The organism is Cryobacterium glucosi, assembly GCF_004402235.1.
Lineage (GTDB): Bacteria > Actinomycetota > Actinomycetes > Actinomycetales > Microbacteriaceae > Cryobacterium > Cryobacterium glucosi.
On record NZ_SOFS01000012.1, the window covers coordinates 358,914 to 383,980 of the forward strand.

General features: G+C 62.1%; 22 protein-coding genes and 1 tRNA gene. 13 read left to right on the forward strand and 10 right to left on the reverse strand.

Annotated features, from left to right (window positions below; all coding sequences use genetic code 11):
* Positions 1-125 precede the first annotated feature (125 nt).
* Both E3O46_RS04330 and E3O46_RS04335 read right to left on the reverse strand, forming a co-directional pair.
* Positions 126-1,412 (reverse strand): hypothetical protein, encoded by a 1,287-nt coding sequence (locus E3O46_RS04330; protein WP_134449430.1) that lies wholly within the window; start codon positions 1,410-1,412, stop codon positions 126-128.
* 98 nt (positions 1,413-1,510) lie between these two features.
* A complete protein-coding gene (locus tag E3O46_RS04335; RefSeq protein ID WP_134449429.1) occupies positions 1,511-2,089 on the reverse strand; it encodes a TetR/AcrR family transcriptional regulator in 579 nt (192 codons plus the stop codon).
* Positions 2,090-2,415: 326 nt separating this feature from the next.
* Between E3O46_RS04335 and E3O46_RS04340 the strand changes: the two genes are divergently transcribed.
* The 4 genes from E3O46_RS04340 (at position 2,416) to E3O46_RS04355 (ending at position 8,735) form a co-directional block, all read left to right on the forward strand.
* A complete protein-coding gene (locus tag E3O46_RS04340) occupies positions 2,416-3,450 on the forward strand; it encodes a hypothetical protein (protein WP_134449428.1) in 1,035 nt (344 codons plus the stop codon).
* Positions 3,451-3,917: 467 nt separating this feature from the next.
* Positions 3,918-4,559 carry a DNA methyltransferase family protein gene (locus E3O46_RS04345; RefSeq protein ID WP_241987332.1) on the forward strand — a complete coding sequence of 214 codons (642 nt, stop codon included), beginning with the start codon at positions 3,918-3,920 and terminating at the stop codon, positions 4,557-4,559.
* Positions 4,556-6,184 (forward strand): Eco57I restriction-modification methylase domain-containing protein, encoded by a 1,629-nt coding sequence (locus tag E3O46_RS04350; RefSeq protein WP_134449427.1) that lies wholly within the window; start codon positions 4,556-4,558, stop codon positions 6,182-6,184. Before E3O46_RS04345 ends, E3O46_RS04350 begins: the two co-directional genes overlap by 4 nt.
* On the forward strand, positions 6,177-8,735 hold the full coding sequence (locus E3O46_RS04355; RefSeq protein ID WP_134561167.1) for a DEAD/DEAH box helicase family protein: 2,559 nt from the start codon (positions 6,177-6,179) through the stop codon (positions 8,733-8,735). The genes E3O46_RS04350 and E3O46_RS04355 overlap by 8 nt, the downstream gene beginning before the upstream one ends.
* Before the next feature lie 213 nt (positions 8,736-8,948).
* On the opposite strand, the gene E3O46_RS18165 is transcribed toward E3O46_RS04355, so the two are convergent.
* Positions 8,949-9,086: a hypothetical protein gene (locus E3O46_RS18165; RefSeq protein ID WP_166787380.1), complete on the reverse strand. Its 138-nt coding sequence runs from the start codon at positions 9,084-9,086 to the stop codon at positions 8,949-8,951.
* A 1,128-nt stretch (positions 9,087-10,214) separates the two neighbouring features.
* On the opposite strand from E3O46_RS18165, the gene E3O46_RS04360 reads away from it, so the two are divergent.
* From E3O46_RS04360 to E3O46_RS04375, 4 genes are all read left to right on the forward strand, one after another.
* A complete protein-coding gene (locus E3O46_RS04360) occupies positions 10,215-12,626 on the forward strand; it encodes a phage/plasmid primase, P4 family (RefSeq protein ID WP_134449425.1) in 2,412 nt (803 codons plus the stop codon).
* An 84-nt stretch (positions 12,627-12,710) separates the two neighbouring features.
* Positions 12,711-13,082, forward strand: coding sequence for a hypothetical protein (locus tag E3O46_RS04365; RefSeq protein ID WP_134449424.1), 372 nt, complete (start codon positions 12,711-12,713; stop codon positions 13,080-13,082).
* A gap of 1,531 nt (positions 13,083-14,613) precedes the next feature.
* Positions 14,614-14,958, forward strand: coding sequence for a hypothetical protein (locus E3O46_RS04370; protein ID WP_134449423.1), 345 nt, complete (start codon positions 14,614-14,616; stop codon positions 14,956-14,958).
* A 95-nt stretch (positions 14,959-15,053) separates the two neighbouring features.
* Entirely contained in the window at positions 15,054-15,350 is a 297-nt protein-coding gene (locus E3O46_RS04375; RefSeq protein ID WP_134449422.1) for a hypothetical protein, read from the forward strand.
* A gap of 125 nt (positions 15,351-15,475) precedes the next feature.
* On the opposite strand, the gene E3O46_RS04380 is transcribed toward E3O46_RS04375, so the two are convergent.
* The 4 genes from E3O46_RS04380 to E3O46_RS04395 all read right to left on the reverse strand — a co-directional run bounded on the left by E3O46_RS04380 (position 15,476) and on the right by E3O46_RS04395 (position 19,918).
* Positions 15,476-16,438, reverse strand: a complete 963-nt coding sequence (locus tag E3O46_RS04380; protein ID WP_134561168.1) for a site-specific integrase — start codon at positions 16,436-16,438, stop codon at positions 15,476-15,478.
* A gap of 186 nt (positions 16,439-16,624) precedes the next feature.
* Complete coding sequence (locus E3O46_RS04385) at positions 16,625-17,197, reverse strand: hypothetical protein (protein ID WP_134448034.1); 573 nt, start codon at positions 17,195-17,197, stop codon at positions 16,625-16,627.
* Positions 17,198-17,256: 59 nt separating this feature from the next.
* On the reverse strand, positions 17,257-17,970 hold the full coding sequence (locus E3O46_RS18915) for a hypothetical protein (RefSeq protein WP_166787321.1): 714 nt from the start codon (positions 17,968-17,970) through the stop codon (positions 17,257-17,259).
* A gap of 340 nt (positions 17,971-18,310) precedes the next feature.
* A complete protein-coding gene (locus tag E3O46_RS04395) occupies positions 18,311-19,918 on the reverse strand; it encodes an ATP-dependent nuclease (RefSeq protein ID WP_134448030.1) in 1,608 nt (535 codons plus the stop codon).
* A gap of 380 nt (positions 19,919-20,298) precedes the next feature.
* Between E3O46_RS04395 and E3O46_RS04400 the strand changes: the two genes are divergently transcribed.
* Entirely contained in the window at positions 20,299-20,805 is a 507-nt protein-coding gene (locus tag E3O46_RS04400; protein ID WP_134448028.1) for a DUF6804 family protein, read from the forward strand.
* 28 nt (positions 20,806-20,833) lie between these two features.
* Here E3O46_RS04400 and E3O46_RS04405 read toward each other — a convergent pair whose 3' ends face one another.
* Together E3O46_RS04405 and E3O46_RS04410 are read right to left on the reverse strand one after the other, a co-directional pair.
* The gene (locus E3O46_RS04405; protein ID WP_134448026.1) at positions 20,834-21,460 is read right to left on the reverse strand and encodes a hypothetical protein; all 627 of its coding nucleotides are present in this window, start codon (positions 21,458-21,460) and stop codon (positions 20,834-20,836) included.
* Between the two features lie 9 nt (positions 21,461-21,469).
* Complete coding sequence (locus E3O46_RS04410; protein WP_134448024.1) at positions 21,470-21,778, reverse strand: hypothetical protein; 309 nt, start codon at positions 21,776-21,778, stop codon at positions 21,470-21,472.
* Between the two features lie 229 nt (positions 21,779-22,007).
* On the opposite strand from E3O46_RS04410, the gene E3O46_RS04415 reads away from it, so the two are divergent.
* The 4 genes from E3O46_RS04415 (at position 22,008) to E3O46_RS04430 (ending at position 24,234) form a co-directional block, all read left to right on the forward strand.
* Positions 22,008-22,075, forward strand: a tRNA-Ser gene (locus E3O46_RS04415).
* A 376-nt stretch (positions 22,076-22,451) separates the two neighbouring features.
* Positions 22,452-22,712 carry a hypothetical protein gene (locus E3O46_RS04420; RefSeq protein WP_134448022.1) on the forward strand — a complete coding sequence of 87 codons (261 nt, stop codon included), beginning with the start codon at positions 22,452-22,454 and terminating at the stop codon, positions 22,710-22,712.
* Positions 22,713-22,836: 124 nt separating this feature from the next.
* Complete coding sequence (locus E3O46_RS04425) at positions 22,837-23,547, forward strand: M50 family metallopeptidase (RefSeq protein ID WP_134561169.1); 711 nt, start codon at positions 22,837-22,839, stop codon at positions 23,545-23,547.
* Positions 23,548-23,922: 375 nt separating this feature from the next.
* The gene (locus tag E3O46_RS04430; RefSeq protein WP_134448018.1) at positions 23,923-24,234 is read left to right on the forward strand and encodes a hypothetical protein; all 312 of its coding nucleotides are present in this window, start codon (positions 23,923-23,925) and stop codon (positions 24,232-24,234) included.
* A 108-nt stretch (positions 24,235-24,342) separates the two neighbouring features.
* Here the strand turns inward: E3O46_RS04430 and E3O46_RS04435 are convergent, their stop codons facing one another.
* A complete protein-coding gene (locus tag E3O46_RS04435; RefSeq protein WP_134448016.1) occupies positions 24,343-25,065 on the reverse strand; it encodes a YqjF family protein in 723 nt (240 codons plus the stop codon).
* Positions 25,066-25,067: the final 2 nt, after the last annotated feature.

A 25,067-nucleotide genomic window follows, 5' to 3' on the forward strand; every position in this document is an offset into this window, starting at 1 on the left:
GGAATTCCCTATACCGTCATCTTCCCATCCAGCATCGTTGGGCGGGCGAGGAATCCATCCGGGCCCCATTACCCTGCCTCGCGCGCCTCAGAAACGCGCCATTCCAAGGATGCAGCTCCGATTGGCTACCACCCCGTGTCGCAAGTCCAGGTGACACCCCAGCCGTAGCCAGGAATCTCGTAGGTGGTCACGCTGAATGCAGTTGAAGGCGGATTCAGCGTACTGCCGTAGCTGACCTGCTGGCCTCCTCCGGCCCCTTGGCAGTCACTGCTGCCCGCGTGGATCTGCAGGGGCCACCAGGGGGATGCCGCACTATTCGATGAACTGCTGTCGGCGCCTGAGGGCCCACCTACTGAGTTACCCCCACTAGAAGAACTGCCGCCGGACGAACTGCCGCCCAAGACCGAGGAGGAGACGCTGCCACTGGACGGCCTAGTCCCTCCGGATAACTTGGAGCCGCTCCCCGAAGTGGAGCTGCTGCCGAATGAGGAACTGGACTTGGCTGCAGCGTCGGCTGCGGCCTGAGCGGCTGCGGCCTGAGCTGCGGCTGCTGCCGCGGCTTCGGCGGCCTTCTGGGCTTCGACCGCGTTGTGTGACGTGGTGGCCGCGCTGGCCGCCTGCGTGTAGGCCCAGAGGGTGTCGAGGATGGTGCCGTCGTCCTTGACTGCGGCGATGGCTGCGGTCAGGGCGTCGCGTTCGGGAGCGCCGGCGGACGGGGTGGCGTCCAGGCGGGCCTGGCCGGATGCCGGGACCGAGTTGACGACGGGGGTGAACGCGGCGGTGACAGCCTTGGTGACCTTGTCGAGGGTTGCCGCCAGGTAGGCGTTGCCCCGGGCGGAACCGGTGGTGTCTGCGGTCAGCTTGGTGATGCTCGACGTGGCTGCGGTGATCGCGTCGGTCTCTGCATTCGCTGAGATACCAGTCACGGTTGTGGCCGCGATGGCGTTCGTGAGGGAGAGGCCGGTCGCCAGGTCCAGGTGACGGTCGGCGGCGATGCTCGCTACCGTGTCGCCCAGGCTCTTGCGCGCTGCCTCGAGCGCCGCCTGGGCGCCCGGGTCGGCGAGGCCGGCTGCGGCTCCCACCAGTGCGGTGACCTTGGTGCTCAGGGTCGTGCCGGCGACCAGGTCGTCGACCAGCGTCTTGCTGGCCGCGGCGTCCCGGGTGCGGGCATCGGTCAGGGCCGTGACTGCTTCGGTGTTGGCGGTGAATGCGCTGGCGTGCGTTGCCGCGTTGGCTGCGGTGACGACGCCGAACCCGCCGGCGGTGGCACCGGTGATGAGCAGGGCGGCGAGGCCGGCGGCCAGGCCGATTCGAGCGGTCTTGGGGAGAGCCCTAAAACGATCTCGTAACCTCTGAGCAGAGAGTCCGAGCCTGCCGGTGCGCTCAAACTCGCGGAAAATCGAATCCCCCATTGCAAGCCCCTTTTTGGGACTGAGCCTACTGTACGACCGTACAAGAAAGGAGGTAGAGAATTCCCAATGGAACCCTCGTCAAGCAAAACCCGAGGCGGTCAGAGGAATCGTTCTGGATGCACCACGCCAAGCGCGGGGAGGGCGCGCGCAAGCATTTCTTCAATTCGCTCGGGGAGGTCATCGCGGTCGGTGAGCCGGTTGGAGACCTCCTGCACGCCGGAAAAGTAGGCCACGAGATGCCAGGCCTCGAGGTCATGGTCCAGGCCGGTCGGAATCTCCCCGGCTGCCTCCGCCTCACGGAGCAGCATTCCAATGCGCGCGACCCAGCCAAGATAGGGCGTGGGAAGGGCGACCGGAATGAGGTGGTACTCGCGAACGAGGCGCACCGCCGCTCGAACACTCACGTCGTCCCGGAATGCGCCCGCGACACCGCGAATCGAGGCCACTATCGCTTCCATCCCGCGAACCGTAGGGCCATCGTCAATCACGTTCGCGAACGGCGCGCGGGAGAACGACGAGCGCACGAGTTCGAGGGCGATATCTGACTTGGCGCTGAAGTGGTACTGGACCTGGCCCTTGCCGGTCGCCGCCCTCTCAGCGATGAGGCCAATCGAGGTGCCCGCATAACCGCGGTCGGCGAAATCAATTGCCGCGGCAGCCAGGATCCGGTCCCGCATCGCCGCCGACCGGGAATCATTTCGAGCCACCGTGCCTCCTGCGCTTCCCGAGCCTCAGCACGACGCGGCCTATTGCCGGAGCCCTGAACGACGACAGGCGCCGAAGGGAAAATCCGCGTGTAGCCACCTTCCACATTAGCCATCACCCTCGAAAGTCCACGCCACAAAGTATTGTACGCTCGTACAAGTTCCGGTGAGACTCAAATCTCGACGGACAGTGGGGATTCCGGGGGGTCCGGGACTGTATGGCTGCTCCAGTCAGATTCGACTCTGGCCGGGGCAGCCTTCCTCGAAGGCTTCACGAGCCGGCATGAAGAAAGCCTCAGATGCACGCACCACTGCAGTTGCGCCGCCGGTTCCCCATCGTCGGCGGGGCCCTCATCGTGGCCCTCCTCGCAGGCATTTGGGCAACAGACACCGCAGCCATCGCCTCCGCAGCCCAAATGCAGACCGCTGAGACGGCGTACTCCGAGGCCCTCAGCACCGTGCTCGCGGCGCGCACCACCGCCGTCACCCAGGTGACCGCAGCTCGAGCGGACCTCACGACCGCGACAGGCAGCCTGGCCAGCAGCGCCGGTAAAGTCCTGAGCCCCGACGCTCCCAACGCCCTCAGCGCCGCCGTGGCCGCAGCTGAACCTCTTGTGGCCAATGCCGAAGGGGCGCTGGCCACCGGCGCGAGTGCGCTCACCCTCATTCTGACCACCCCGAAGGACAGCCCCGCCGCCTACGAGGCGGGTAAAGCTGCCCTTCAACAGCTCCACCCCACAGGTGTGAACGTGGACCTCGAGACGCCTACCCAAGCCATCACCGTTGCCATCCGCGCGTGGCAAGACGACCATGATAGACAGGTCGCTGCTCAGGCCGCTGCGGCGGCCAAAGCCACTGCGGCGGTTCAGGCCGCTGCGGCCAAGGCCGCAGCAAGAAAAGCCGCTACGAACACATCAACAACACCATCCGGGGCCGCGACGCAGCGCACCCTTATCGGCCCAGGCCCGAGCCTTGCCGCCCCGCGATCCCCCGTGGTCGCGCAGACTACCTGGCACGTATGGACCACCGGAAAGCAAGCAGAGGTGGACATGTGCAAGGGGGCAGTGGACGTCACCGACTGGTACGGCGGCAAGCCAGTCGTCTTGGAACACTGGGGCTGCGGCGGTAGCGCCTTCCCGCAAACATCTGGGGCCACGGTCACTCTCACTGGCCTACACGCCGGAACCTGGCGAGTAGACGGGATAGTCGCAACACTCTCCTTTGGGGTTGAGAACACCGGTTCCATCCCAGATGGCCACGAGCTCATTTTTCAGACCTGCAACAACAACGACTCGGCGACCATGATCTTCATCGCGTTGACAAAGGTTGGCTAGTTGCCCGATCCGACCGAGCCAACGGACCGAAGAAACAATCTGAGATGACTATCTGGACGCCAAGGTTTCGACCCGGGACGCACCTCTTCGACCCAACGGCAATTGAACAGTGATTCAAGGGTTTCGCTAATTCAATTTGGTGCCGCTGACGCACGCTTCTTGAGTCCCGTCTAAATGCAGTGATCGCTCTGAATATCTCCTCTTCGAGTGGCGTCACGGTCAAATCACGCCTGTGGGAGACGTGTCCTCGTGAGCATGGATTGGCCTGCTTCTGTCCGGCTAACCACGAGACAAATGATAGGTACGCTCGCGAGGTGCACTGACGGACGTTCCAACGAAAGCGCTACCAAAACAATCGATATCTCCGCCGCGAATCCGGGGAGTGGCAACCGGGCAAACACGATTTCAGCATCGGGGCCGCGCCTCCTGGCCGGGTCGAGCAGGCCCGGTACTTGTAATCTGTACCTGTGCCAACAAACATAACGCCTCCCGAAAAGCTGGTTAAATCACGGCGACGTGTCGCGGAGCATGGTGAGGTTTTCACCCCGGCGTGGCTGGTTCAAGAAATGCTCGACCTCGTCAAGTCGGAGACAGAGCGCATCGACTCACGCTTCCTCGAGCCGGCCTGCGGCTCCGGTAACTTCCTTATTCCGATTCTCGAACGGAAGCTAGCGGTCGTGCAGACTCGCTACGGCAGCAGCGAGTTCGAGCGCCGTCACTACGCATTGCTTGCCCTGATGTGCGTCTATGGCATCGAGTTGCTCCCCGACAACGCGGCGGAGTGCCGGTCGAGGCTGTTGAGCACTTTCGCAACCTTCCTCAACCTCGAACGCGCCGATGCTTGGTGGCGCTGTGCAGAACGTGTGCTCGCGCTCAACATCATTGAGGGCAACGCCTTGACCGTGACCGCTAGCGATGGCGAGCACATTACGTTCCCCCAGTGGAGCTACCTGGGCCGAGGCAAGTTCCAGCGACGAGACTTTCGCTATGACGCGCTCTCGCAGCAATCGTCCACGCAGGGGACCCTCATGGAAGACTTTATTGATCACGAGGTCTTCGTTCCCGTCGCCACCTTCGCGCCGATGACCGTGCAGAAGCTCGCGGCATGAGCACCCTCTCGGCGAAGGCAGAATTCACGCTCAAGGGTCACAACCCTGACGTACTCACGTGCATTGCGAGTCTTTCCAACGACGAGGTATTTACCCCGCCCGTTCTCGCGAACCGGGTGCTCGACACGCTCGAGCTAGCTTGGGCTGAAACGAACGACGGCAAGAGCATCTGGGCAGACCCGACGGTTACCTTCATCGACCCGTTCACGAAGTCAGGCGTCTTCCTTCGTGAGATCGTCGAACGGCTCAACCGCGGTCTGGTGGATGAGATTCCGGATCTAAGTGAGCGCGTCGACCACATCCTCACCAAGCAGGTCTTCGGAATCGGGATCACGGCACTCACGAGCCTGATCGCCCGCCGCAGCGTCTATTGTTCGAAGGATGCGACTGGTGAGCACTCCGTCGCACAGTCGTTCGACCGCGATTGGGGCAACATCTGGTTCGAACGCACCGAGCACACCTGGGCGGCCGATAGGTGCGCATACTGCGGCGCTCCGAGATCAGAGTATGCCCGCTCTAAAGACCTCGAAACACACGCCTACCCCTTCATCCACGCGACCGACATCAAGGCGCAGTTCAAGCAAATGTTCGGAGCCGAAGTGCAATTCGATGTAGTCATCGGGAACCCGCCATATCAACTCGAGGATGGCGGCGCTGGCGCAAGCGCAATGCCGATCTATCAGAAGTTCGTCGATGCTGCCAAGGCGCTCGAACCCAGATTCCTTACCATGGTCATTCCATCTCGATGGTTCGCTGGCGGTCGCGGTCTCGCGGCCTTCCGCTCTGAGATGCTGTCCGACGACCGGGTGCGAGTGATTGCAGACTTCCTAGACAGCAGAGACGTGTTTCCCGGAGTGGACGTCGCCGGCGGAGTGTGTTACTTCCTGTGGAATCGCGAAAGCCGCGGCGAATGCCTCGTTAGTTCGCACCGGAAAGGTGGCACCAGCGAGGTCGTGCGCCCACTTCTCGAGCCTGGAGCCGATGTCTTCATCCGCCATAACGAAGGCATCTCGATTCTGAAGAAGATCGTGGCAATTGAATCAGGGGCAGCCACCGCGAGTCTCGCGCTGCCTGAAGGACACCGGTTCGCTGATCAGGTCAGTGGGCAGAAGCCGTTCGGCCTTCGGACCTTCTTCCGCGGTTCAAAAGTCAAGAGCAACATCGATGACGTACTGGTGCTCCAAAGCGGCGGACGGAGTTGGGCCAAGCGATCAGAACTGACTGAGGCGACACACCTGATCGACAGGTGGAAGGTATTCACGTCAAAGTCCTCGTCGGAGCATGCCGGGCAGGCGGACAAGGATGGCCGCCGCCGGGTGCTCTCTTTGACAGGGATCTTAGAGCCAGGATCAGTCGTCACTGAAACCTACGTACTGCTCGGAGATTTCGACTCCGAAGCGGAGGCGCGAAATTGCTTGAGCTATGTCACGACGAGATTCTTCCGGGTTCTGATCGTGTTGAGGGCTTCCGGCCAGGACATCTCGCGAGCTGCATATGCATTCATTCCCACGCAGGACTTCTCCAAACCGTGGACCGATGAAGAGCTCTATGCGAAGTACGGCCTGAACGACGAAGAGGTCGCGTTCATCGAGAGCATCGTCCGACCGATGAGTCTCAATGTCTAAGTCCATCGACGATCTTCTCCCGCCGAAGCCCGACGTCCGACTTCGCCTATATGCATGGTCGAGCCCCGAGGTTGCTGAGCGGTGGCGCGGATGTCTCAAGGTCGGGCAGACGACGCAGCCCGTGAACGACCGTATTCGTCAGTCCCAAGGTCAAGCAAGGGTTCAGTACTCAATCGAGGTGGATAAGTCTGCTGAGCGCGCTGACGGCAGTGCGATCACTGATACCGAGGTACGGTCGCGACTCGTCGCTAAGGGCTTTGAGAACGTCGTGTTCGAGTCGAGCCGCGAATGGGTGCGCTGCACCGCCGCCGATGTACTCACCGTGGTGCAGGAGTTACGCGAAAATCGTGAGTACAGCGGGACCCATCATCATGATTTCAGGATGCGCTCAGAACAAACGAATGCTGTTGAGAAGACGCTCGCCTACTTCGACTCCATATGGGCACAAGACGCCGACGCAGTGCCCGAGTTCCTGTGGAATGCGAAGATGCGTTTCGGCAAAACTTTCACCGCCTATCAACTTGCCAAATCCATGGAGGCGAAGCGCGTACTCGTCGTCACGTTCAAGCCTGCAGTCGAAGATGCGTGGAAGTCAGATCTCGAGTCGCACGTCGACTTTGATAACTGGCAGTACCTCTCCCGTCAGACGGGCACCGATCCAGCCGATGCCGACCCAGATCGCCCACTCGTGTACTTTGGCTCCTTCCAGGATCTCTTGGGCCGCGACGGCGCTGGCAATTTTAAGGCCAAACACCGGTGGCTGACCGAATTGCCATGGGACCTAGTCGTGTTCGACGAATACCACTTTGGCGCTTGGCGGGACGCGGCAAGGGAGCTCTTCGAGGGGGAGGATGACTCGGCTAGGAAGAGGGAACTGGAACTGGAGTTTGGCAGCGACCTCGAGATTTTCGCCCACGAGATCGAGGAACTCGGCAGCGCCGAAGATACCTTTGTTCCAATCCGCGCCGGTGCATACCTCTACCTCTCCGGGACACCGTTCAAGGCGCTCGCCACAGGACGCTTCATCGAAGAGCAGATTTTCAACTGGACGTATACCGACGAACAACGCGCGAAGGCCGAGTTCGCGGATCAGCGGCCGGCCGAACGCAATCCGTATGCGGCGCTACCCGAGATGCGGCTCCTCACTTACCAAATGCCTGACGAACTCGTCGCGGTAGCGAACCAGGGTGAGTTCGACGAGTTCGATCTCAATGCCTTCTTCGAAGCCACTGGAGCATCATCGGAGGCAGCATTCATTCACAAAGACGACGTGCAGAAATGGCTCAACATCATCCGCGGGTCGCACCTCCCGACGCAGGTCGACGCTATGAAGGCTGGCACACGGCCACCCTTCCCTTACTCCGATACTCGTTTGCTTCCCTACCTTCGGCACTCGCTTTGGATGCTGCCAAGGGTAACGTCCTGTGCCGCAATGGCGAATTTGCTGGCTGAGCCTCAAAACGCGTCTTGGCATGACTACGCGGTCGTGAATGTATCGGCTCCTGGAATCGGCGATGGTCTGGATGCGCTTCCTCCCGTGCGCCAAGCGATTGGCAACGGCTACGACACGAAGACCATCACTCTGACCGTCGGAAAACTCACTACTGGTGTCACGGTGCCGCCTTGGTCGTCGATACTCATGCTGCGCAACCTTAAGTCGCCCGAAACTTACTTTCAGGCTGCCTTCCGAGTGCAATCGCCATGGACGATTCAGAACCCTAACGGCGACGATCCAAAATCCGAACAGATCTTGAAGCCTGTATGTTTCGTGTTTGACTTTGCACCGACGCGGGCGCTTAAGCAGATTGCAGAATATGGAGCGGGGCTCTCCCCGGAGACACCAAATCCTGAACGAGCCATAGAGGAACTTGTTAATTTCCTCCCTGTGCTGGCATACGACGGGTCGAACATGACCCAGGTCGACGCAGCTGGCATCCTCGACATTGTGATGGCCGGGACCTCGGCAACTTTGCTAGCCCGTAAATGGGAGTCTGCGATCCTCGTGAACGTCGACAATGACACCTTGCGTAGGATCATGGGATCGCAGGCCGCCATGGATGCCGTGATGAACATTGAGGGATTCCGCGCCCTTGGCTCGTCAATCTTTGAAACCGTCGTCAATAAGTCGGAAGCGGTCAAAAATACCAAGAAGGCGGCGGGCGACGGCATGACCACCTCGGAGAAGAAGGAGCTCTCGGCAGAGGAGAAGGAATACAAGTCGAAGCGAAAGCAGATCCAGGAAAAGCTGATCAAGTTCGCAACCCGCATTCCCGCTTTTATGTATCTCACCGATTTTCGGGAGAACACACTTCACGATGTCATCACCAAGCTTGAGCCGGAACTCTTCAAAGCGGTTACCGGACTCACGGTCGAGGACTTTGACTTGCTCGTGTCGCTCGGTGTATTCAATTCGGCTCACATGAATCAGGCCGTCTTCGCCTTCCGTCGTTACGAGGATGCATCCCTTTCGTACACTGGAATCGACTCGCACGTGGAGCTTCGCCGCTATGGCCTGTATGACACCGTTGTGGCACTTGATGGCCGGAACTAGGGGCGCCTTTTAGAAGCCCAACTGCCGATGACTCCTGTCGTTGTACTGGCATCTTCGTATCGCCAAGCCAAGCGCAATTTCTCGAAGTCACAGGGTCACGGCGGGTTTAGTGGGCTAGTTTCATCACCCCTTGTTGTGCTTCGGTGGGCGTGCCGATCACGCCGGGTCGCCGCTGGCGAGGAACCGGGGGCCAAGGATGATGCTGAAACGTTGCTAGTTCCGGGTGAGTGCAGTGGCCAAGGCCGAGGCAGGCCCGATTCCTGTGCCGGCCACGAGGTTATACGGGACGTCAGCGGGCGTGCTCAGCCCGCTGCCGCAGGTGTGATTGTTGCCCTCCACGATGGTGTTCATGGATCGTCGGGCCTCACGAGAGCTAGGAAGCGGTCCGGGAATACCGGCGGGGGATCCGTCGTACGCATGCAAGGAGAGCCGCGGCCACCGTACTGACGGCCCTCTTTCGGCGATAACCAACATCTCGAGGGTTAGACCCCGGATTATCTAGCCTGCGCAAAGCCGTCCGACCGGGCCTCTTCCGCGCACCGAGGTCGCAGCCGCCATCCCGCGGCTCGTCACAGGACCGTGAGGTGAGCGACCGGCGCGGCATCGCGGCGGAAATGTTCGGGGGATGTCCGCCAAAACCGTCCCGGAAACGATCCATAGGGCGTCTGTCGGCGACTTCCACGGACCGTGGCAGGGCGCTGGGAGCTCGCCCGGCCGGTTGAGATGGACCCGCGGGGCACCTATGCGGTCGACCGGGAAGATTTGGGGAACAAGTTTCCAAATTTGGGGAGGTTTCGAGGAACATTTTCGGCCCGATGAGGGCCAACTCCTCCGTCTTTCCGGGGTCTCGAGGAACAAAGGAATGGAAGGAACATTTTACGAGAACTTCTCATACAGCTATTAGAAACACACCTCGCTTCTTTGGACTTATGGATCCGCCCGAAAGCGTTCCTTTTGTCCTTTTGTTCCTGGATTGCCGAAAGAGCACGGCACGAGGCCCCAGACAAACTGCGTGCAGAGAACGATTTTTGGACTCCTTTGCCCATCTGCCCACGGGTCGCGCACCGCCCGTCAACTCTTGGGATAGACGGCTTCCTGTGGAGGCACCTGAGGTTGCCCCGGTGGATTCCTTGAACGCTTCCGCGGCCCGAATCTGAGCGGGCATCCTCGGTTCCTTGCGCTTATCAATTCGATCCGTCATGACCTAGATCAGCAACACCGTTCACAGACCATCTGACGCCATCCCGCCCGGATATTCGCAGGTGGAAGGGGCCCACCGAATCGGGCACAAAAAGAATTGTTTCGGATTGCCCCAGTCTTGCCCCGCTCGCGCATCTGAAAGGTGAGGAACAAACTGCACCGCACCAAACATCGCCGCACCTAACTGACATACATACACAGCACCGAGGCTGTCATGGAGGATTCCCTCCCTGGCCTAAAGCGCCGCATCACGCGGCCCCCTTGGTTAGGAACCAAACAATGAGCGCCACCGTAACCACTTCAACACCGGTCATCATCCGGCCCAGTACCGAGCCCATCGACGTCACCATGCTCGACGCCGGCTCGGCCGCACCAGAGCTCGACGCGAAGCACGCGGCCTACCTCGCCACCCGCGGCGTGTCCCCTCTGGTCGCCCAGGCCCGCGGGTACTTCTCCTGCACTCCGCTCCCGCTGCCGGAGGATTCACCCACGACCGGCCCCATCCAGGAGTTCGGTTGGTCGCGTCTCCAGAACGAGGCATTCTGCGAGGCCGACCCCGAGACCGGCCGCTATGTTCGCGCCCTCGTCATCCCGCTCTACGCGGGCCGTGACCTGTACGCTAACGTCCAGGTCCGCCTGGATAGCCCGCGCCGTGTCATCGACTTGGAGGCCACCAAGAAGGCCAACCCCGTCAAGCTCGACGCCGACGGTATCGAGGTCCCGGTCAACAAAAAGCACGTGACTAAGTTCACGTCAATCAAGTTCGAGGTCCCGGCGTTCGAGTCCTGGGAGGCTGCACTCCCCGGGGCCAACGGTCAGCCCACCCGGCGCGGCTCCGAGGACTACATGCTGCCCGCCGATATCCACCCGCTCGCCGCGGGCTGGGTCGACGACACTACGGTCCCGGTGCTGCTGACCGAGGGAATCCCCAAGGCCGACGCGGTTCTCTCCGAGGCGCTGCGCACCGGAGTCAAGCTCGTCCCCATTGCCCTGACCGGTGTCACCATGGGGTACCGCGCCGCCGGCTCCCCCGAGAACCCGAGCGACAACCCGGTGCTGGTCGCCGAGACCCTAGGCCTCATCCCGTGGGCGGGCCGCACCGTCTACATGGCGTTCGATGCTGACTGGGCAACCAACCGCATGATCAAGCGGGCACTCGCGACCACGGCCGCGCTGCTCACCGCTCAGGGCGCCAGCGTCAGCATGGTCTGTGTCCCCGCCACCGAAGCCGACCCGAAGCGCGGCATCGACGACTTCCTGGCCGCCGCCCGCGCCGGTGGTGCACCCGCCCCGCTCACCGAGCTCCTCAACGAGCGGACTCTGAACCCGGCGCAGGCCGAAGCACTCACCCGCTACTACTCTGCGGACGACGTGGGCCGCGGCGACCGTTTCGCCGCCGAATGCCTCGCCGAGAAGGACGCCGTCTGGAACATCGACGGAAAGGAATGGATGCGCTGGAACGGCAGCATTTGGGACCGCCGGGCAACCGCCCCGCTGCTCCGTCGCGCCATGGCGCTCACCGAGCGTGACACCGATAACCAGGAGAGCTACAAGGCGGGCCGCGGCGTCCGGGCCCTGGAAGCGGCGCTCAAGGTTGGTGCTACACACCCAGACCTCGCGGTCAATGAACTCGACTTCGACCTCGAGCCGAACGTGCTGAACGTAGCCAACGGGATGGTGGACCTCCTCACTGGCAATCTCAAGCCTCACGACCGCCGTCTGCTCCAGACAAAGCGGTCCGGGACCAGTTACTCCCCCACGGCCAAGGCACCCCGCTGGGAGCAGTTCCTCGGGGAGACGTTCGGTCAGGACGCCGAGCTCATCGCCTATGTCCAGCGCGCGTTCGGGAGCGCCCTCTTCGGTGACGTCCGCGATGAGTTCGCCATCTTCTGCACCGGGGCCGGGCAGAACGGCAAGGGTGTCTTCATCGACGCGATCTCCTTCGCCATGGGCAATGACTTCGTCGTCCCGCTGAGCCCCGATATCCTGCTCGGCCACCCGTCGGACGAGCAGCTCGCTGAGCTCCACGGCAAGCGGCTCGCCATCATGCAGGAGAGCAATGCGGGGCAGCAGTTGGACTCCGCGGCCCTCAAACGCATCGCATCGAAGGACGCGATCTCCGCGCGGAAACTGTTCAAGGACCGGTTCAGTTTCCGGCCGTCGCACACCCCGGTGTTCATCACGAATCACTTGCCCCGCGTGACCGAGCAGGACCGCGGTTCATGGCGCCGAATCAAAGCGGTCCCGTTCGACAACCAGGTGACAGAGGAGGCCAAGGACGTCAATCTGCCCGACACGCTCCAGCTGGAAGCCGAAGGCATCCTGGCCTGGCTCGTCCGTGGTGCGCTCGCTTTCCGCGAGCACGGCCTGGGCACCGCGGCGGCCGTCGAGCGCCTCACCGCCGCGTACCGCAAGTCGGGAGACACGCTCGGCCAGTTCCTCGAGGAATACTGCATCGTGGAGCCGACGGCCAACGCCAACCGTGCCATCACCTACCGAGCCTTCACAGCGTTCTGCGTCGAGTCCGGCATCCGCCCCTGGTCGCAGCGCGCCCTCGTCGGGGCACTCGGCGAACGCGGTGTCATCGACCGCATGGAACCCGCACACAAGAACGCGGGTGTCTGGTACTGGGCCGGCTTCAAGCTCAACCCGGAAGCCCCCGCCAACGCCCAGTTCTTCAAGAACTTTTAACCCGCTGCAGGGTAACTACTGAAGGCGGCCAGCACACCCGCTGGCCGCCCCGCACCACCCCTAACTGTCCAGAGAGGACACGCAATGTACAGCCCCATCACTATCAAGGCCCGCATCACGAGCTCCCCCCTCTACGGAATCGTCCTGGTCGCCAAGGTCACTACGAACACGACGCTGGACTACGACGACGAGCACACCGCCCAGCTTGAGCGCGCCGCCGTCAAGCTGGGCACCGCCACCGTATCCGACGCGTTCGCCGAGGCGCTCCGCACCGTCACCGGGCTCGTCGGCGACATCGAGGTGCGCGGCCGGCAGCGAGATGGAGTCCTGCTCATCGCCGAGCAGCTCGACGAGCACATCGTCATGGGTATCGACGCCGCCGCGGTCGCAGCGGTCGCCGCCGATCTCATCGAACGGACCGGATTTGTCAAGGTCTGGATGGACCGCTCCCTCTAGCGTCACAGGCGGCTGGCATCGTCGGCGGCCGCCTTCACCCTGCGCGGCAACCAGTCCTCGAGAGGATAACGAATCATGCAAGACACCACGTCACCACAAATCGAAATCGAAGCCACGCCCGGCGGTGTCGCCGCGCACCGCCGGCACCGAACTCACGTGTCCACTGCACCGCTTCCTTCGAGCGGGGGGTCGCCCTCTTGACCGGAGTGGGTTCGCTCGCGGCGTTCACCGCCCTGCACGGCACGCCTGCGATGGGCGGCAAGGAGGCAAAGCTCCTCAGCGTCCCGGGCAGCGGGTCTTCCCGCCCGCCGCTCTTGGTGCTGGCGGTAGCCGCCGTCAACCAAATCTTGAAGACACTGGCGAATCTGAACCGAGAATAGGCCCATATTATGAGCGGCCCAGCGCCGCCGGCAACCGTGCGGACACGCTGCACACGGGCAGGTGGCATCGTGGCGCCGCGCGCCGGCCCGACACGTCTGGGAGTTACCGGTACGGTCGGCACCCAGACGCTGTGGATTGGCGAACGCTTGCCGGCTTTCGCCGCCGCACACTCGTCGGAGCACATTGACTTCTTGATCCACCCCCTCGCTGAGATCCGCTCGTTAATTGGCTCCGTCGAGCTTCGCTTCCCCGGCACCACCCGCGCCTCTTACTCCGAATTTCCCACGTGGCCTGAGGAGCGGCCGGGTAGCTATCTGGGAGCCGACAGGCACCGCCGCCCCACGACAATTCGTGAACGCTGCGACGAGGGTCTGTCGGCCACATGGACGCGAATCTCGGCCATGGCGGGCGCTCGGATCAAATCGACGAGCGGGCACCGGGTTGCAGCCATCAAGCGGAGCCTGGCCCGGAGCCCAATGCGGAGGACGCAGACTGACGACCTCCTCACACGGCGCCACCGACGGGGACCCGAACTCGCAGAGTCGCTTCACGGCAGCGCCCAAAAGCATCAGGGTGGAGTGCAAGCTTGGGCCGCCGCAGGATGGGCGGTAATGGGGTCACTTTGAATCGGAAATTCGCGTGAAATTCGTCGAATGCTCATGGGTCTATTTCGGTCCCGGTGACGTTTCATTTTCCAAGATATCCTCGTGCTTTCACCGCAAGAACGAAGTCCAAATTCGCGTCGATGACTCCGCATAGCCGTCGTCTGAGCAAGCCAGCGGGTGGCCGACAACCACACCACGGAACATGATGCTGACGGAGCACTCACCGCGTTTCGGGTGCAGCCCTTCGGTCAATCGCATCCATTCACAATCTCGCGAAGCTGCCCAACCAATTACCGACGCGACTACGCTCCGGTAATCCCAACCGCCAGGGAATCGCACATAATGTTGGAGAGCTGCGCCCTGCAGGGATCGCTCAGCTCGCCCGGCCACTGCCGCCAGCGCCACGACCGTGAGAGCTCTATCGGAGCGGAATCGCACCTCGACGGTCGCCAAGGGCGCACGCGTTTCGTCGCGTCGTATCGCTCGCCGGGCATGCCGGGGAGGACACTCTGGGGCAGCGGTGCCCGCCCTGGAGAATCACCATCATGCTGGCCGCCGAGGACACCACCTGGGGTGTAGACGCGCTCGAATGCTTGCACGCGGTCGTCGCCCAGCAGGCCGAACTCCTCGGGCTGGAAGCCACGTTCGCGTCAAGCCGGGGCGGCCGGCTGGCGACAGTTTGGCTGGAGGCCACCGACCTGCCGGAAGGCGACGGAGTGTTCGACCTCGAGATGGACTTCTCCTCCACCGCATCGCCCGTCGGGCCGCTCGGCCTGACCGCTCGCGTCGAGGCTGTCCTCGCCGGCCTAAGCGCCGACCTTGAGGCAATACCGGCCAGCCTGCCGGTGTCTGGTGAGGAAGCCGAGCGGCGGCAATCGCTGCACGACTAGGGGCATAAGAGTCCCGGTGACCCTCGAGTCACCGGGCCTTTTGCGCGCACTGCGCATAGAGAAAGGCGAGGGCCGTTGGCCCAGAGGAGGTCACTATGGACCAGCAGGAAGAAGTCACCGAGCTGACCGGCACCGAAGGCGCCCGCTGGCGCGTCTGGACCCAGGGAAGTTCGCACCTCATCGACCTCGACGCCATGACCGCCCAGCGCGTCCCGGGCCCGGGACGCCCCGCGACTTTCAATGACCGACCGCGGCCGCTACGAAGCCTCGAGGAATGTCAGGTCGGCGCCTCCGGTCGCTGGACAATGCACTCCGATGACCCAACGGTGGAGTTCTTCTGGCACGTCACCTCGACGGTTCGCCGCATCGAACGGGTCGCCGAGCCGGAGTAAACTCACCGCCATGAGGCCCCTCGCCAGCCTGCCCGTGCCCGACGGTGACGAACCCGTCGCTCTGACTGGCGAGGAGCCATGGCTCACCACCGAGGACCGCCCCACTATCTCGCGGCCACCGTGACTCAGAGTCCCAGCGCTCCAGCTGAGGAGTCCTGAATCACTCCCGCCGACCGAATATATCCCAGGGCCACGGCCACTGAGGCGTGGCGGGAAGTCCGCATGATCTGCTCAAGAGGAACGCCGGCGCGGCTCGCCTCCGTGATGTGGCTGGCTCTCAGGGAATGGGCCGACACCCCGTCGAGCTCCACCCTCGCAGCAGCCGCTCTATTTTGCAGAATGACATTGACACTTTGCCCCGTCAACCCGCCCGCCAGTACCACCCCGGTCCGGCTCACTCGGGCGAAGACGAGGTCACTCTTCGACCCGCTGCGCACGCTAAGCCATTGCCGCATCGCCCGCAGCGGGTCCGTCGCCATGTGGTGCCCAGCCGGCACGCCGATGACCGCGCCGGCACCATCCTGATCTGCTTTCGAGCGGCGAATGGTGATGCGGATCCCCTCGGCCGAGAGCGCCAAGTCGGCGCGGGTTAGGGCCGCGAGCTCACTGCGCCGCATCGCAGAAGCGAAGGCCAGGAGGATGAGCGCAGCGTCCCGCTTGCCTGCGGGGGTGGCTCGGTCAAAGGCGAGAATCCGCTTGAGCTCGGGCACATCGAAGGCCCTCGACTGGTGGAGTGGTGCGGTCCCGAGCCTGCGCCGTAATCCGGACATCACTGTCTTCACGCCGCGGGATCCGGTCGGGTCTCTATGCCCGCCAGCCAAGTGAGCATCCCGGATTGCCGCGACCGCGACAGTGATGGTAGACATCGACTTCGTCTCGGCGAGCTCGACGAGGAACGCCGCGCAAACCGCGGGATTTGACGGTAGCGAGGGCTGGTCGTTGGCTTGGCACCAAGTGGCAAACCCACGCATCGCCGAAGCGTAGGTCCGCCGCGTATTGGGCGCCTGGGATTCGAGGAGTGCAGCTTCGATGAGCGCGACCTGCGCGAGCGCGAGCGGTGAGCCGAGGGGTGCGAGTTCGTTGTCCACGACCGAATCTATGCGCGGTCAAACATTGATAATGCTCGGGACTCCTGGAGTCACGCTAAGCGTGGTTATCGCTCGTTGAACCTGCCGCTAGGGGACTCGCACGTTTCGGCGAATGCCAGAGGCGGAACCGGCGGGCCTCGGCGATGAGTGGACCGATTGAGCGCCGAGCCGCGAACAGCCACGTGGTTACCATGGCCACTTCAATCCGAGTGTCCCCCAGAGACTAAAAGCCAATAACGTACCGCCCATTATCACGAGTCCATGGCCAGCAACTTTGAACGTGTCCTGCAGCTTGCCGCGAACAAGCTCTGATAGCGCTTGGAAAATCAAACCGACCAAGGTCACAGTCCCGAGAACTGCGTTGAGCGATGGAATCCCCAACGGTTGACTAAATGAGTACACCATCGTGGCATATACGGTGACCGCAATAATCCCTAGAACCAAGACGATGACAACCATCTTTCCTACCCGGGCCAGCAATGACTCCTCGGCATGTCCGGACTTGTCATCGGTCTCAGAAGGTGCCGTCGGCGGCTTATTCTCAGGTCCTAGGATCTCCTCGTCTGATCCAGACGCGTCATCGCGCTGAGAAGCTGCCATCGGCAGCTCGTTCTCAGGTCGCACGATCACTTCCTCCGCGAATTTATCCTTCGTGCGCGGCGTGAAAAGACCAAACACGACCCCTGCGAATGCGAGGAGTGCAAAAGCACCTACGGCAATCGAGCGGCGTGGGATCGCCGTCAGGATCTGTCTACTCATTCAACTGTCTCGTTTCTGGGTGCGGCAAATAGGAGTGGGCTGATACAAAGATTCGAGCATCAGTCAGGCACCCAGTACCGAATTGCAGAGGCTCCCGGATCGTCCAACACGATGGCCACGCTGTGCCGAGCTCTTGTGGCTGCAACGTAGAACTTTGCGCGTGCGCCCTCCACCAGGACAGAACCGTCCGACAAATACTTCGCAATTGGTCCCGTTGGTTGAATGAGGACGCGCGGGAATGTCATGCCTTTGACCTCACCCATGTTCCGTCTGGGCAGACCGTGGTGTTCGCTGCGACGGTCCCAGACGAGGAGTTGTGGCGAATAGGTAGCGACGTACTGAGGAATTTGATCTTTCCGGAGGAGAAAGACGCCATCGTGCCCGGTAGCGCTCACGTTGAGTGATCTTGTGTCGGCAAACTCTGGGTAAAGTGCATCGGCGAAATCGCAGATCGCTTGCCCGCAGCGCCAAGAATGGTTGCGCTCTTCCAAGCTCAGGAGGTCGAGTTTCTCCATCTGAGCGAGCCATTTGATAACGTTCGACTTGGTCAGACCACGATTGGTTCGAGATGCCGTCGTCGAGTACGTGCCTTGCCTAGGGTCACCGGAAAGCGTCATCGTCACAGGCGATTCGAGCAGTAGCTGCAGAAACTCGAAGTCGCGGGCGGATACATCCTGAATCTCATCGAAGAAGAAGTGCCCATAGATTTGTGCGATTCTCGCGACGACCGCGCCGCCCGACTCCTCATTGAGGAGCAATGCGAACTCGGCCAAGAAGTCACGGTAGACACGAAAGGACTTGTCCAAGTAGTAAGGCGCGGTGCTCTTTTTGGGAAACCCAGGTCGTCTTTCGAAATGTAGACCACTCACGAGGTTCGGCCCCAAAACGGGATTCTGGTAGGGCTTGACACCGTGTCGAATGAGGAATGTCAGCCATGGGATTACTTCGATGTTTGAAGGAATAACACCGTTCTTCAAAACTATGCGGGCGCGGATCTCCCTGGCGCCGTTGTCCGTGTAAGTGGTGAGAACGACCCCCTCGCTAGCAGGCACAGCCAGGGCGCGATTGACAATGTCCTCAGTCTTGCCTGAGCCCGCAGAAGCGATGAACGCTTTACTTGACGAACGCAATTGCTTCGTCGATATAGTTCGGCATGGGAATCGTGTCTGCATACGAAAATACAGCAAGAGCCGCTTCGGTCTTTTCGGCGGTCATATAGTTTTGCAGCAAGTCGTCCGTATCGAAATCAGTCTTGAACACGGCATTAAGTAAGTCCCGCCCCGCGGCGGCCACCAGCTGAGGCTCTAATGTCCTGCCGTTTGGCGCTTGGCCGACGAAGCCTCTAACGACGCCGTCCCGCTCAAATGCTTCGAATCGTTTTCTGGCTTTCGCGTCACTGGCATCGTCGTCGAGGTCGGTCACGACGGCGATCTTGCACCCAAGAGCTTGACCCAATGCGAGGAACCTCTTGAAGGCTAGAGCCTGCACGCTCATTACGTCGACGCCGTCTTCAAGCGGCATGCACCCGTATTTCTGGACGTACGCCTTTTGCACGACCAGTTCGTCCGACGGACCCTCGACGAGAATTACAGCGCGCGCGAGCACCATGCGGAGGGTGTCGTACCCCGACAATCGAAGAAAGTAGCTTTGGGTATCGGCCTCAAGGCCGTTTAGGACCCCGACCGTCCCGTTCGAGATGAGGCGAAGCTTCTCGACACCGAGTTTATTAAGAACAAACGAGCTGTGTGTCGTCAGTACCAACTGCTGGCCGACGCTACGCTCGCGAATCAATCCAATTAGGGTGTTCAGGTTGCTATGTGACAGGTGGTTCTCTGGCTCTTCAATCATCACGACGTTTCGGTCCGAAGCGCTCTTCTCCAGAGCGAGCAGAATCTTGAATGCAGATTGCTCGCCCTGCCCAATTTGAGAGAACGGAATTCCGTCAAGGTGCGGGATAATTCCGGATTCCCATGAGGCCCGAGCAGAAGAATCTGTGGAGAGAGCGAGACTCTTTTTGCTGAGCGTGGTGCGCTCAGAGCCAAGCTGTGCGTTGGCAGCAACAAAGGCCGGGTCGGACAGCAGTCCCTCACGATGGCTTCGAAAGGCCAGGGACAGTTTGGCGCGCGCCTCAGGCGTCAGGTTCTGAGATATTGATTTCCGTAAGTAGTAGTCGGTACCGCTTTGCAGACGCAAAGTCGATGCATCGATGACCACTGCAGTCACTAACGCTCGCGTTCCGACGACGCTCTCTCCGGCAAAGTCCCGACGGTCCACACGATAGAACTCGATAGGCACGGACTTGACAGCTGTCGGCTCGGATATATAGGCAGCGTATTCCGCTGAGTAGGCGCGGTCGAGGCTTACCTCGAGACGGATTCCAGGCACATCTCTGGCCAGGGAGTTGTTCTTCCCCTTGAGCCGAGCCAACGCCGCATCGTCCCGAAAATACACCTCGATGACAATTGTCGGCGGTTCAACCTGGTTTCCGGCGATGATCCCGGAAAGGTAGTTCTCTACTGCAGACTGAGTGAACCAAAAGGGGGACAATTCTGGTTCTAGAGAACGTCCTCCAATCCGACCGGCAAGCACCATCTCTAAAGCTTGGATAACCGTCGACTTACCTGCATCATTATTGCCAACGAGGATGTTGAGCTCCGGATCCAGGTCAAAAGCGAGGCTTTCAAACTGTAGAAAATTCTCGATGACGAGCTTCTCAATCACTGTGCGCCCCTCGGTTCTGCAGTTTCGGTCCCCGATGCAGGCCCCGAAGCTCAGTCTGGCGCATCGCGGGAGCGAGCACGCACCTACTCGTCCTTGCAGGGTTGATGTCGGTCTGGTTCTCGCGAACCGTTAAATGTTAGATCGCGGCTACAAACGAAGAACTGCTTCAGCTAACGCCAAGCGAGGTCACCACTGGTCGAAGCGTCCGTTCCATAGCAACGGTCACGCTTCACCCCGGGGTGATTCGCTATCTTCCATCCTCCATAAACCGGTCTTTGGCCGAGCATGAAGGGCCGTCTTTTGCTGGAGCATGTGGACTTGCTGAAGACATGGCGTCCAGGATCGCTTTCGGATGCATTAGTGTCCCTTACGCTCAACGTGTGCCCAGCGACGCAGCGTCCGCCCAATTGTCATTTACAAACCGATATCCGGCCATTGTCCCGGCGACGTTTGCCGGAGGCTTGGCTCTTGTCGGAGCATTAGACCTGCCATACGGTTTCTACTTCTACTTCCGAACCGCATTGAGCTCTGCAGCCGTTTTGCTTGCGTTCTTTGCAATCCGGTCTGAGCGCCCAGCTTGGCTTGCGCTTTTTGTTCCAATATGCATCCTGTGGACCCCGGTCGCGTGGATCCATCTCTCCCGTGGGACTTGGCAAGTTCTGGACGTAATTGTGGCTGGATTCCTCATCGCCGTTGGCTTTGCAATCCCAGCACCGCCGGAACAAAAGAACGACGACGACGGAACAGTCCTCAAGCGCATGGTGTGGTGGAAGATGACAGCCATCGCCCTTGCGCTGACCATCTTTTTCGTGATGGCGTTCAGCGGGTCCGGCTCCGGGAACCCGGATTGCGTAACGACGTATGACCGAGTCGCGTCATGTGAGTAGTGGACACGGCACTTCTCCATGCTGCCCCTCAAAAGAGCGCCTCGCCGTCTCCAGACGGACCCCGTGGGTTAGGCGCCGGGGCATCGATCTCAATGACTCGGCAGACCTGGGAACAGCTGCCCTGGGTGAGCCCCCAGGGTCCGGGGTCGATGACGACGATGTCGATGACGCGGTCCTTTATAAGCCCACTGAGGGCGCCCGTTACGAGCTCGCGTCCAGCCGTCCCCCTCGCCCCGGAGTCGAGCACAACCAACCGTTCCAGCTGGCTCAGCGACGGTTGCTCAGCAAGGAAGGCTCGCAGCGCGCGGATGCGCCGGCTGAAGTCCTCGAACTCCCCGGCCCGTTCGCCAGCCAGCCTCACACTCGTCAGGGAAATATCCACCAGCGGGCCGACGTCCACACCCGCCGCACTTCGAAGGTCAAGCTCAACTTCTTCTTCCTCGGTCTGACCGGCCCAGCCGTCGCTGATGGTGGCGATACGGATGCCCGCGGCCGCTGCCCTTGCGATGAGCTCGAGAGAATTCTCTCGGCCTGCCATCGCCGGCGGAGCATCTAAGACATCGCCCGATGCCCGAGCAAAGAGCTCACGCTCCAACGCTCCGTTGCGAGACGTGTCACGGTTTATTGCGCTGGGGCCGAGTACAAGGAGTTGCATACATGCTCCCTATTCGCTGTGGCGCGGAGAGCTGGGCTCAGGCACCGGCCAGCCGCCAAAAGTGAACACCCCAGCGCGGTGATCATCGGTCTCCGCGTGCTCCCACGAATAGGACATGCGCGCGTCCCTGGCGTTGTTCTCACGCCGTGGAGCGAGCTCCCGCATCTCCCGGACAGTCAACACCCTATAGACGCGCAACGGCGCATCGAGCTCCTCCATGAGTTCCCACTGCCGCGTCTGCAGGCCGGACCGCGACGCGAATCGCGAGGCCTCGGTAAGAGTGCCGGTCATGAGCAGGTCGGGATTGAAGATGTCCATAACTACCTCTATGCGCGGTGCCTCAGAAGCCTCACTCGATTGCACCGCCGACAATCGAGGTGAGCACCTGGCCAGGTGCGGCGGCGGCCCCAGTCAGCCAGGCGCGAGCTCTATGCGCGGTGCGCCTGCCTAGCCGTGAGCACAAACATTTCACAAACAATTTCCATCCACGGCAGTCATTTCCGGTGATCTGGAGTGACCAAAGTTTCGCGGAATTATGCGGTTCTCTGGACGGTGACTGGGGTCGCAGCTTCCTTTACACGGAAAAGGTCATCGGTTCGAGTCCGGTATCGCCCACTCCTACACAGGAGAAAACCCCGCCGGAGCGGGGTTTTTTTGTACCCTCGTACTGGGGGGGGCCAATCCCGCCAACCTGAGTGCGTCCTGTGCCAAGCTCTTCTTCAAGCCGAAGGACCATCCCATTGGATCCCCGGCCCAGCGAACCCTCCTTCGTCTTCATCACGAAAGAGCGCTGTACTCCCGTCCTGTTCCGTGAAGTGAACCGAGTCGCATCGTTCGCTTCCCGGGACTCGTGAACGCCGCACGACGACGGCTGCGTTCGACCTGCCGCATGCACGCCTCGCGGCAGACCTCGTGCGTCCGTCGTCGGCCGTTCCAGACACCACCCGGTAATCCCCCCAGCAGTAGTACAACAGCCAGAAAGGCTCCTCTCATGACTTCCGTCGAAACCACAACGGCCACCCCCGGCAAGATCCTCGGCATCGTCGGGTTCATCCTCGCCTTCATTCCCTACCTCCAGCTGCCCGGCCTCATCGTGAGCATCATCGGCTTCAACCAGGCCAAGAAGGCCGGCGCCCCCAACGGCCTCGCCAAGGCCGGCATCATCCTGAGCGCGATCTTCCTCGTGCTCTTCGTGGTCATCCTTGTCGTCATCTTCTCTGTGGCAGCCGCCAACCCGACGCCCAGCGCCTAAGCACCCGGTTCAGCGCGTCCCGCTCCCCCTCAGGCCCCGGCCTTCAGGGGAGCGGGACGTTTTCCATGTCCGGCGCTCTGACCCTGGCAACGTCCGGATGGCCTCGCCCACCTAGTCTGTGAACATGGATCTCCTGCTCGGCTTCTGGGAACGTGTCACGGCCAGGAACGATGTACTCCCCCTCATCCCCGCCTGGCTCACCATCGCGGCCGCGGCCGCCATCGTGCTCGTCCCGGCGTTGTGGCGGGCCTGCAGGAATGTGGTCACCATCGCGCATGAGGGCGGCCACGCGCTCGTCGCGACCCTCGGCGGCCGACAGCTCGACGGCATCCGGCTGCACTCTGACACGTCGGGGCTCACCGTCAGCAGGGGCAAACCCCGCGGACTCGGGATGGTGCTGACCCTGCTCGCCGGCTATTCCTCGCCCGCCCTGCTCGGACTCGGTGCGGCCTGGCTCCTGAGCCTGGGGTATTCGGTCGGACTGCTCTGGCTCCTGCTCGCGGCCCTCGCCCTGCTTCTCATCCAGGTGCGCAACTGGTTCGGACTCTGGTCCGTGCTCGCGACGGCCACGGTGATCTTCGCGGTCACCTGGTTCGGTTCCGCGTTCGTGCAGAGCGTCTTCGCCCTGCTCGTGACGGCATTCCTTCTTCTCGGCGCCGTACGCACGGTGATCGAGCTTCAGGGATCACGCTCCCGCCGCCGCGGCACAGCCTCGGATGCCGACCAGCTCGCCCGCCTCACGCACATCCCCGGCCTGCTCTGGGTGGGTGTCTTCCTGATCATCGCGATCGCGTGTGCTGTGCTCGGCGCCGGCCTCCTCGGATCGGGCGGCTGAGCCGAGATCCCCGTCGCGACGGGGGTCGACCGGAGGCCGGCGCGAGCGTGGAGAATCCTCCTTGCACTCTGAGTGTCCGCTGTGCCATGCTCGACCCAAGCCAGACAAGAACTACAGTTCCCGACGACTGACCCAGCGAACCCTCCGGCGCATCAGTGCGACAGAGGGCACCTTCTTGTCCAGCATCGATCTCTCGGCGCAGCGCACACGACGCCCCCTGCTGCCGTTCGTGCTTTCTGCTGCCGCACGTCACCCGAGCAGCCGCCACCCGGACGATCACCCGACCGACCTCCGGTTCCTTCAGCTGTCTGGGTTCCCCATACCCATCTGCCGCCTGCCCGTCCGGGTTCCGGCGCCCACAGAAAGGCCGTCACCATGACGACTCCCGTAGCCTCCGCAGTCAACCCCGGCAAGACCCTCGGTATTGTCGGTCTCATCCTCTCCCTCGTCTCGCTGCAGCCCTTCGGGCTCATTGTCAGCATCGTCGGCTTCGTCAAGTCGAAGAAGGCAGGACTCGGCAACGGCTTCGCCCTCGCCGGAATCATCATCAGTGTCGTCGGCATCATCGTCGTCGGGATCGTGATCGCGGTCGCAGTCAGCGCGGGCGTCAACCTTGCGGCATTCTGCACGGAGCACGGCGCAGGCGTCTTCGACAACAACGGAGTCACCGTCACCTGCGGGGCATAGTCCCCCGGCTTCCCGAACGCCCGACAGGGCCCCCTCGACCGTTACCGGCGAGGGGGTCCTGTTGTCAATGGGCTCCCCGCTCGGCCGCCGGACCGCCAGTGATACGGGTCAGCCCGTTCCGAAACGGGTCGTGACGCCCGGCGAATACAGCACCGAATCCGGTACGCGCCCGCTGAGCGCCGGGAAGCCGGCCTCGGCCAGCAGAGTGTCGTCCAGGTGCACGAGCTCGGCCTGGACGAGCTCCCAGGGCTCGTGGTGGTTACGGAGGTAGACCGTGCGCCCCCTGGCACGGGTGAAAAGCGCCCAGCGCGCCGTGAGGAAGTCCGCGAGCGGTTCACCGGTCACCGGTTCCATCCCCGGCCGGACGACGATATCGGTCCTGGCCCGGCCTGCGAAGTGCCGCAGGGAGGAATAGCGGTACTCGCCCGCCACGACGGCCAGCCGCGTCCGCGACCACATGTACGGAAGTGCGAACGCGGCACGGGCAGCGAGCACCGCCGCGAGCCGCGACGCCTCGAGGGAGACGAAGACGACTCCGCGTCGCCCCTCGGCGTCGACGGCGTAGAGCCGGACATTCACCTCCACGAAATTCCCGAAGTACGGAATGGGTGGGCTGCCCCAGATCGTGGCCCGATCCAGGACGAACGGGATGAGGCCCACCCAGCTGGTGCCGTCGAATTCGTCGGGAACCAGGCCCGCGGGCAGGAGCGGTGCGACCTCGGCGGCCGGCACGCGCCAATGCACGAAGCAGAGGTGCGACCAGCGCTGGCTCGCAACAGCCCGGCCGGCGAGGGGCGGCGCAATCGACGAGGCCGGGTGACTGCTCGGCATGG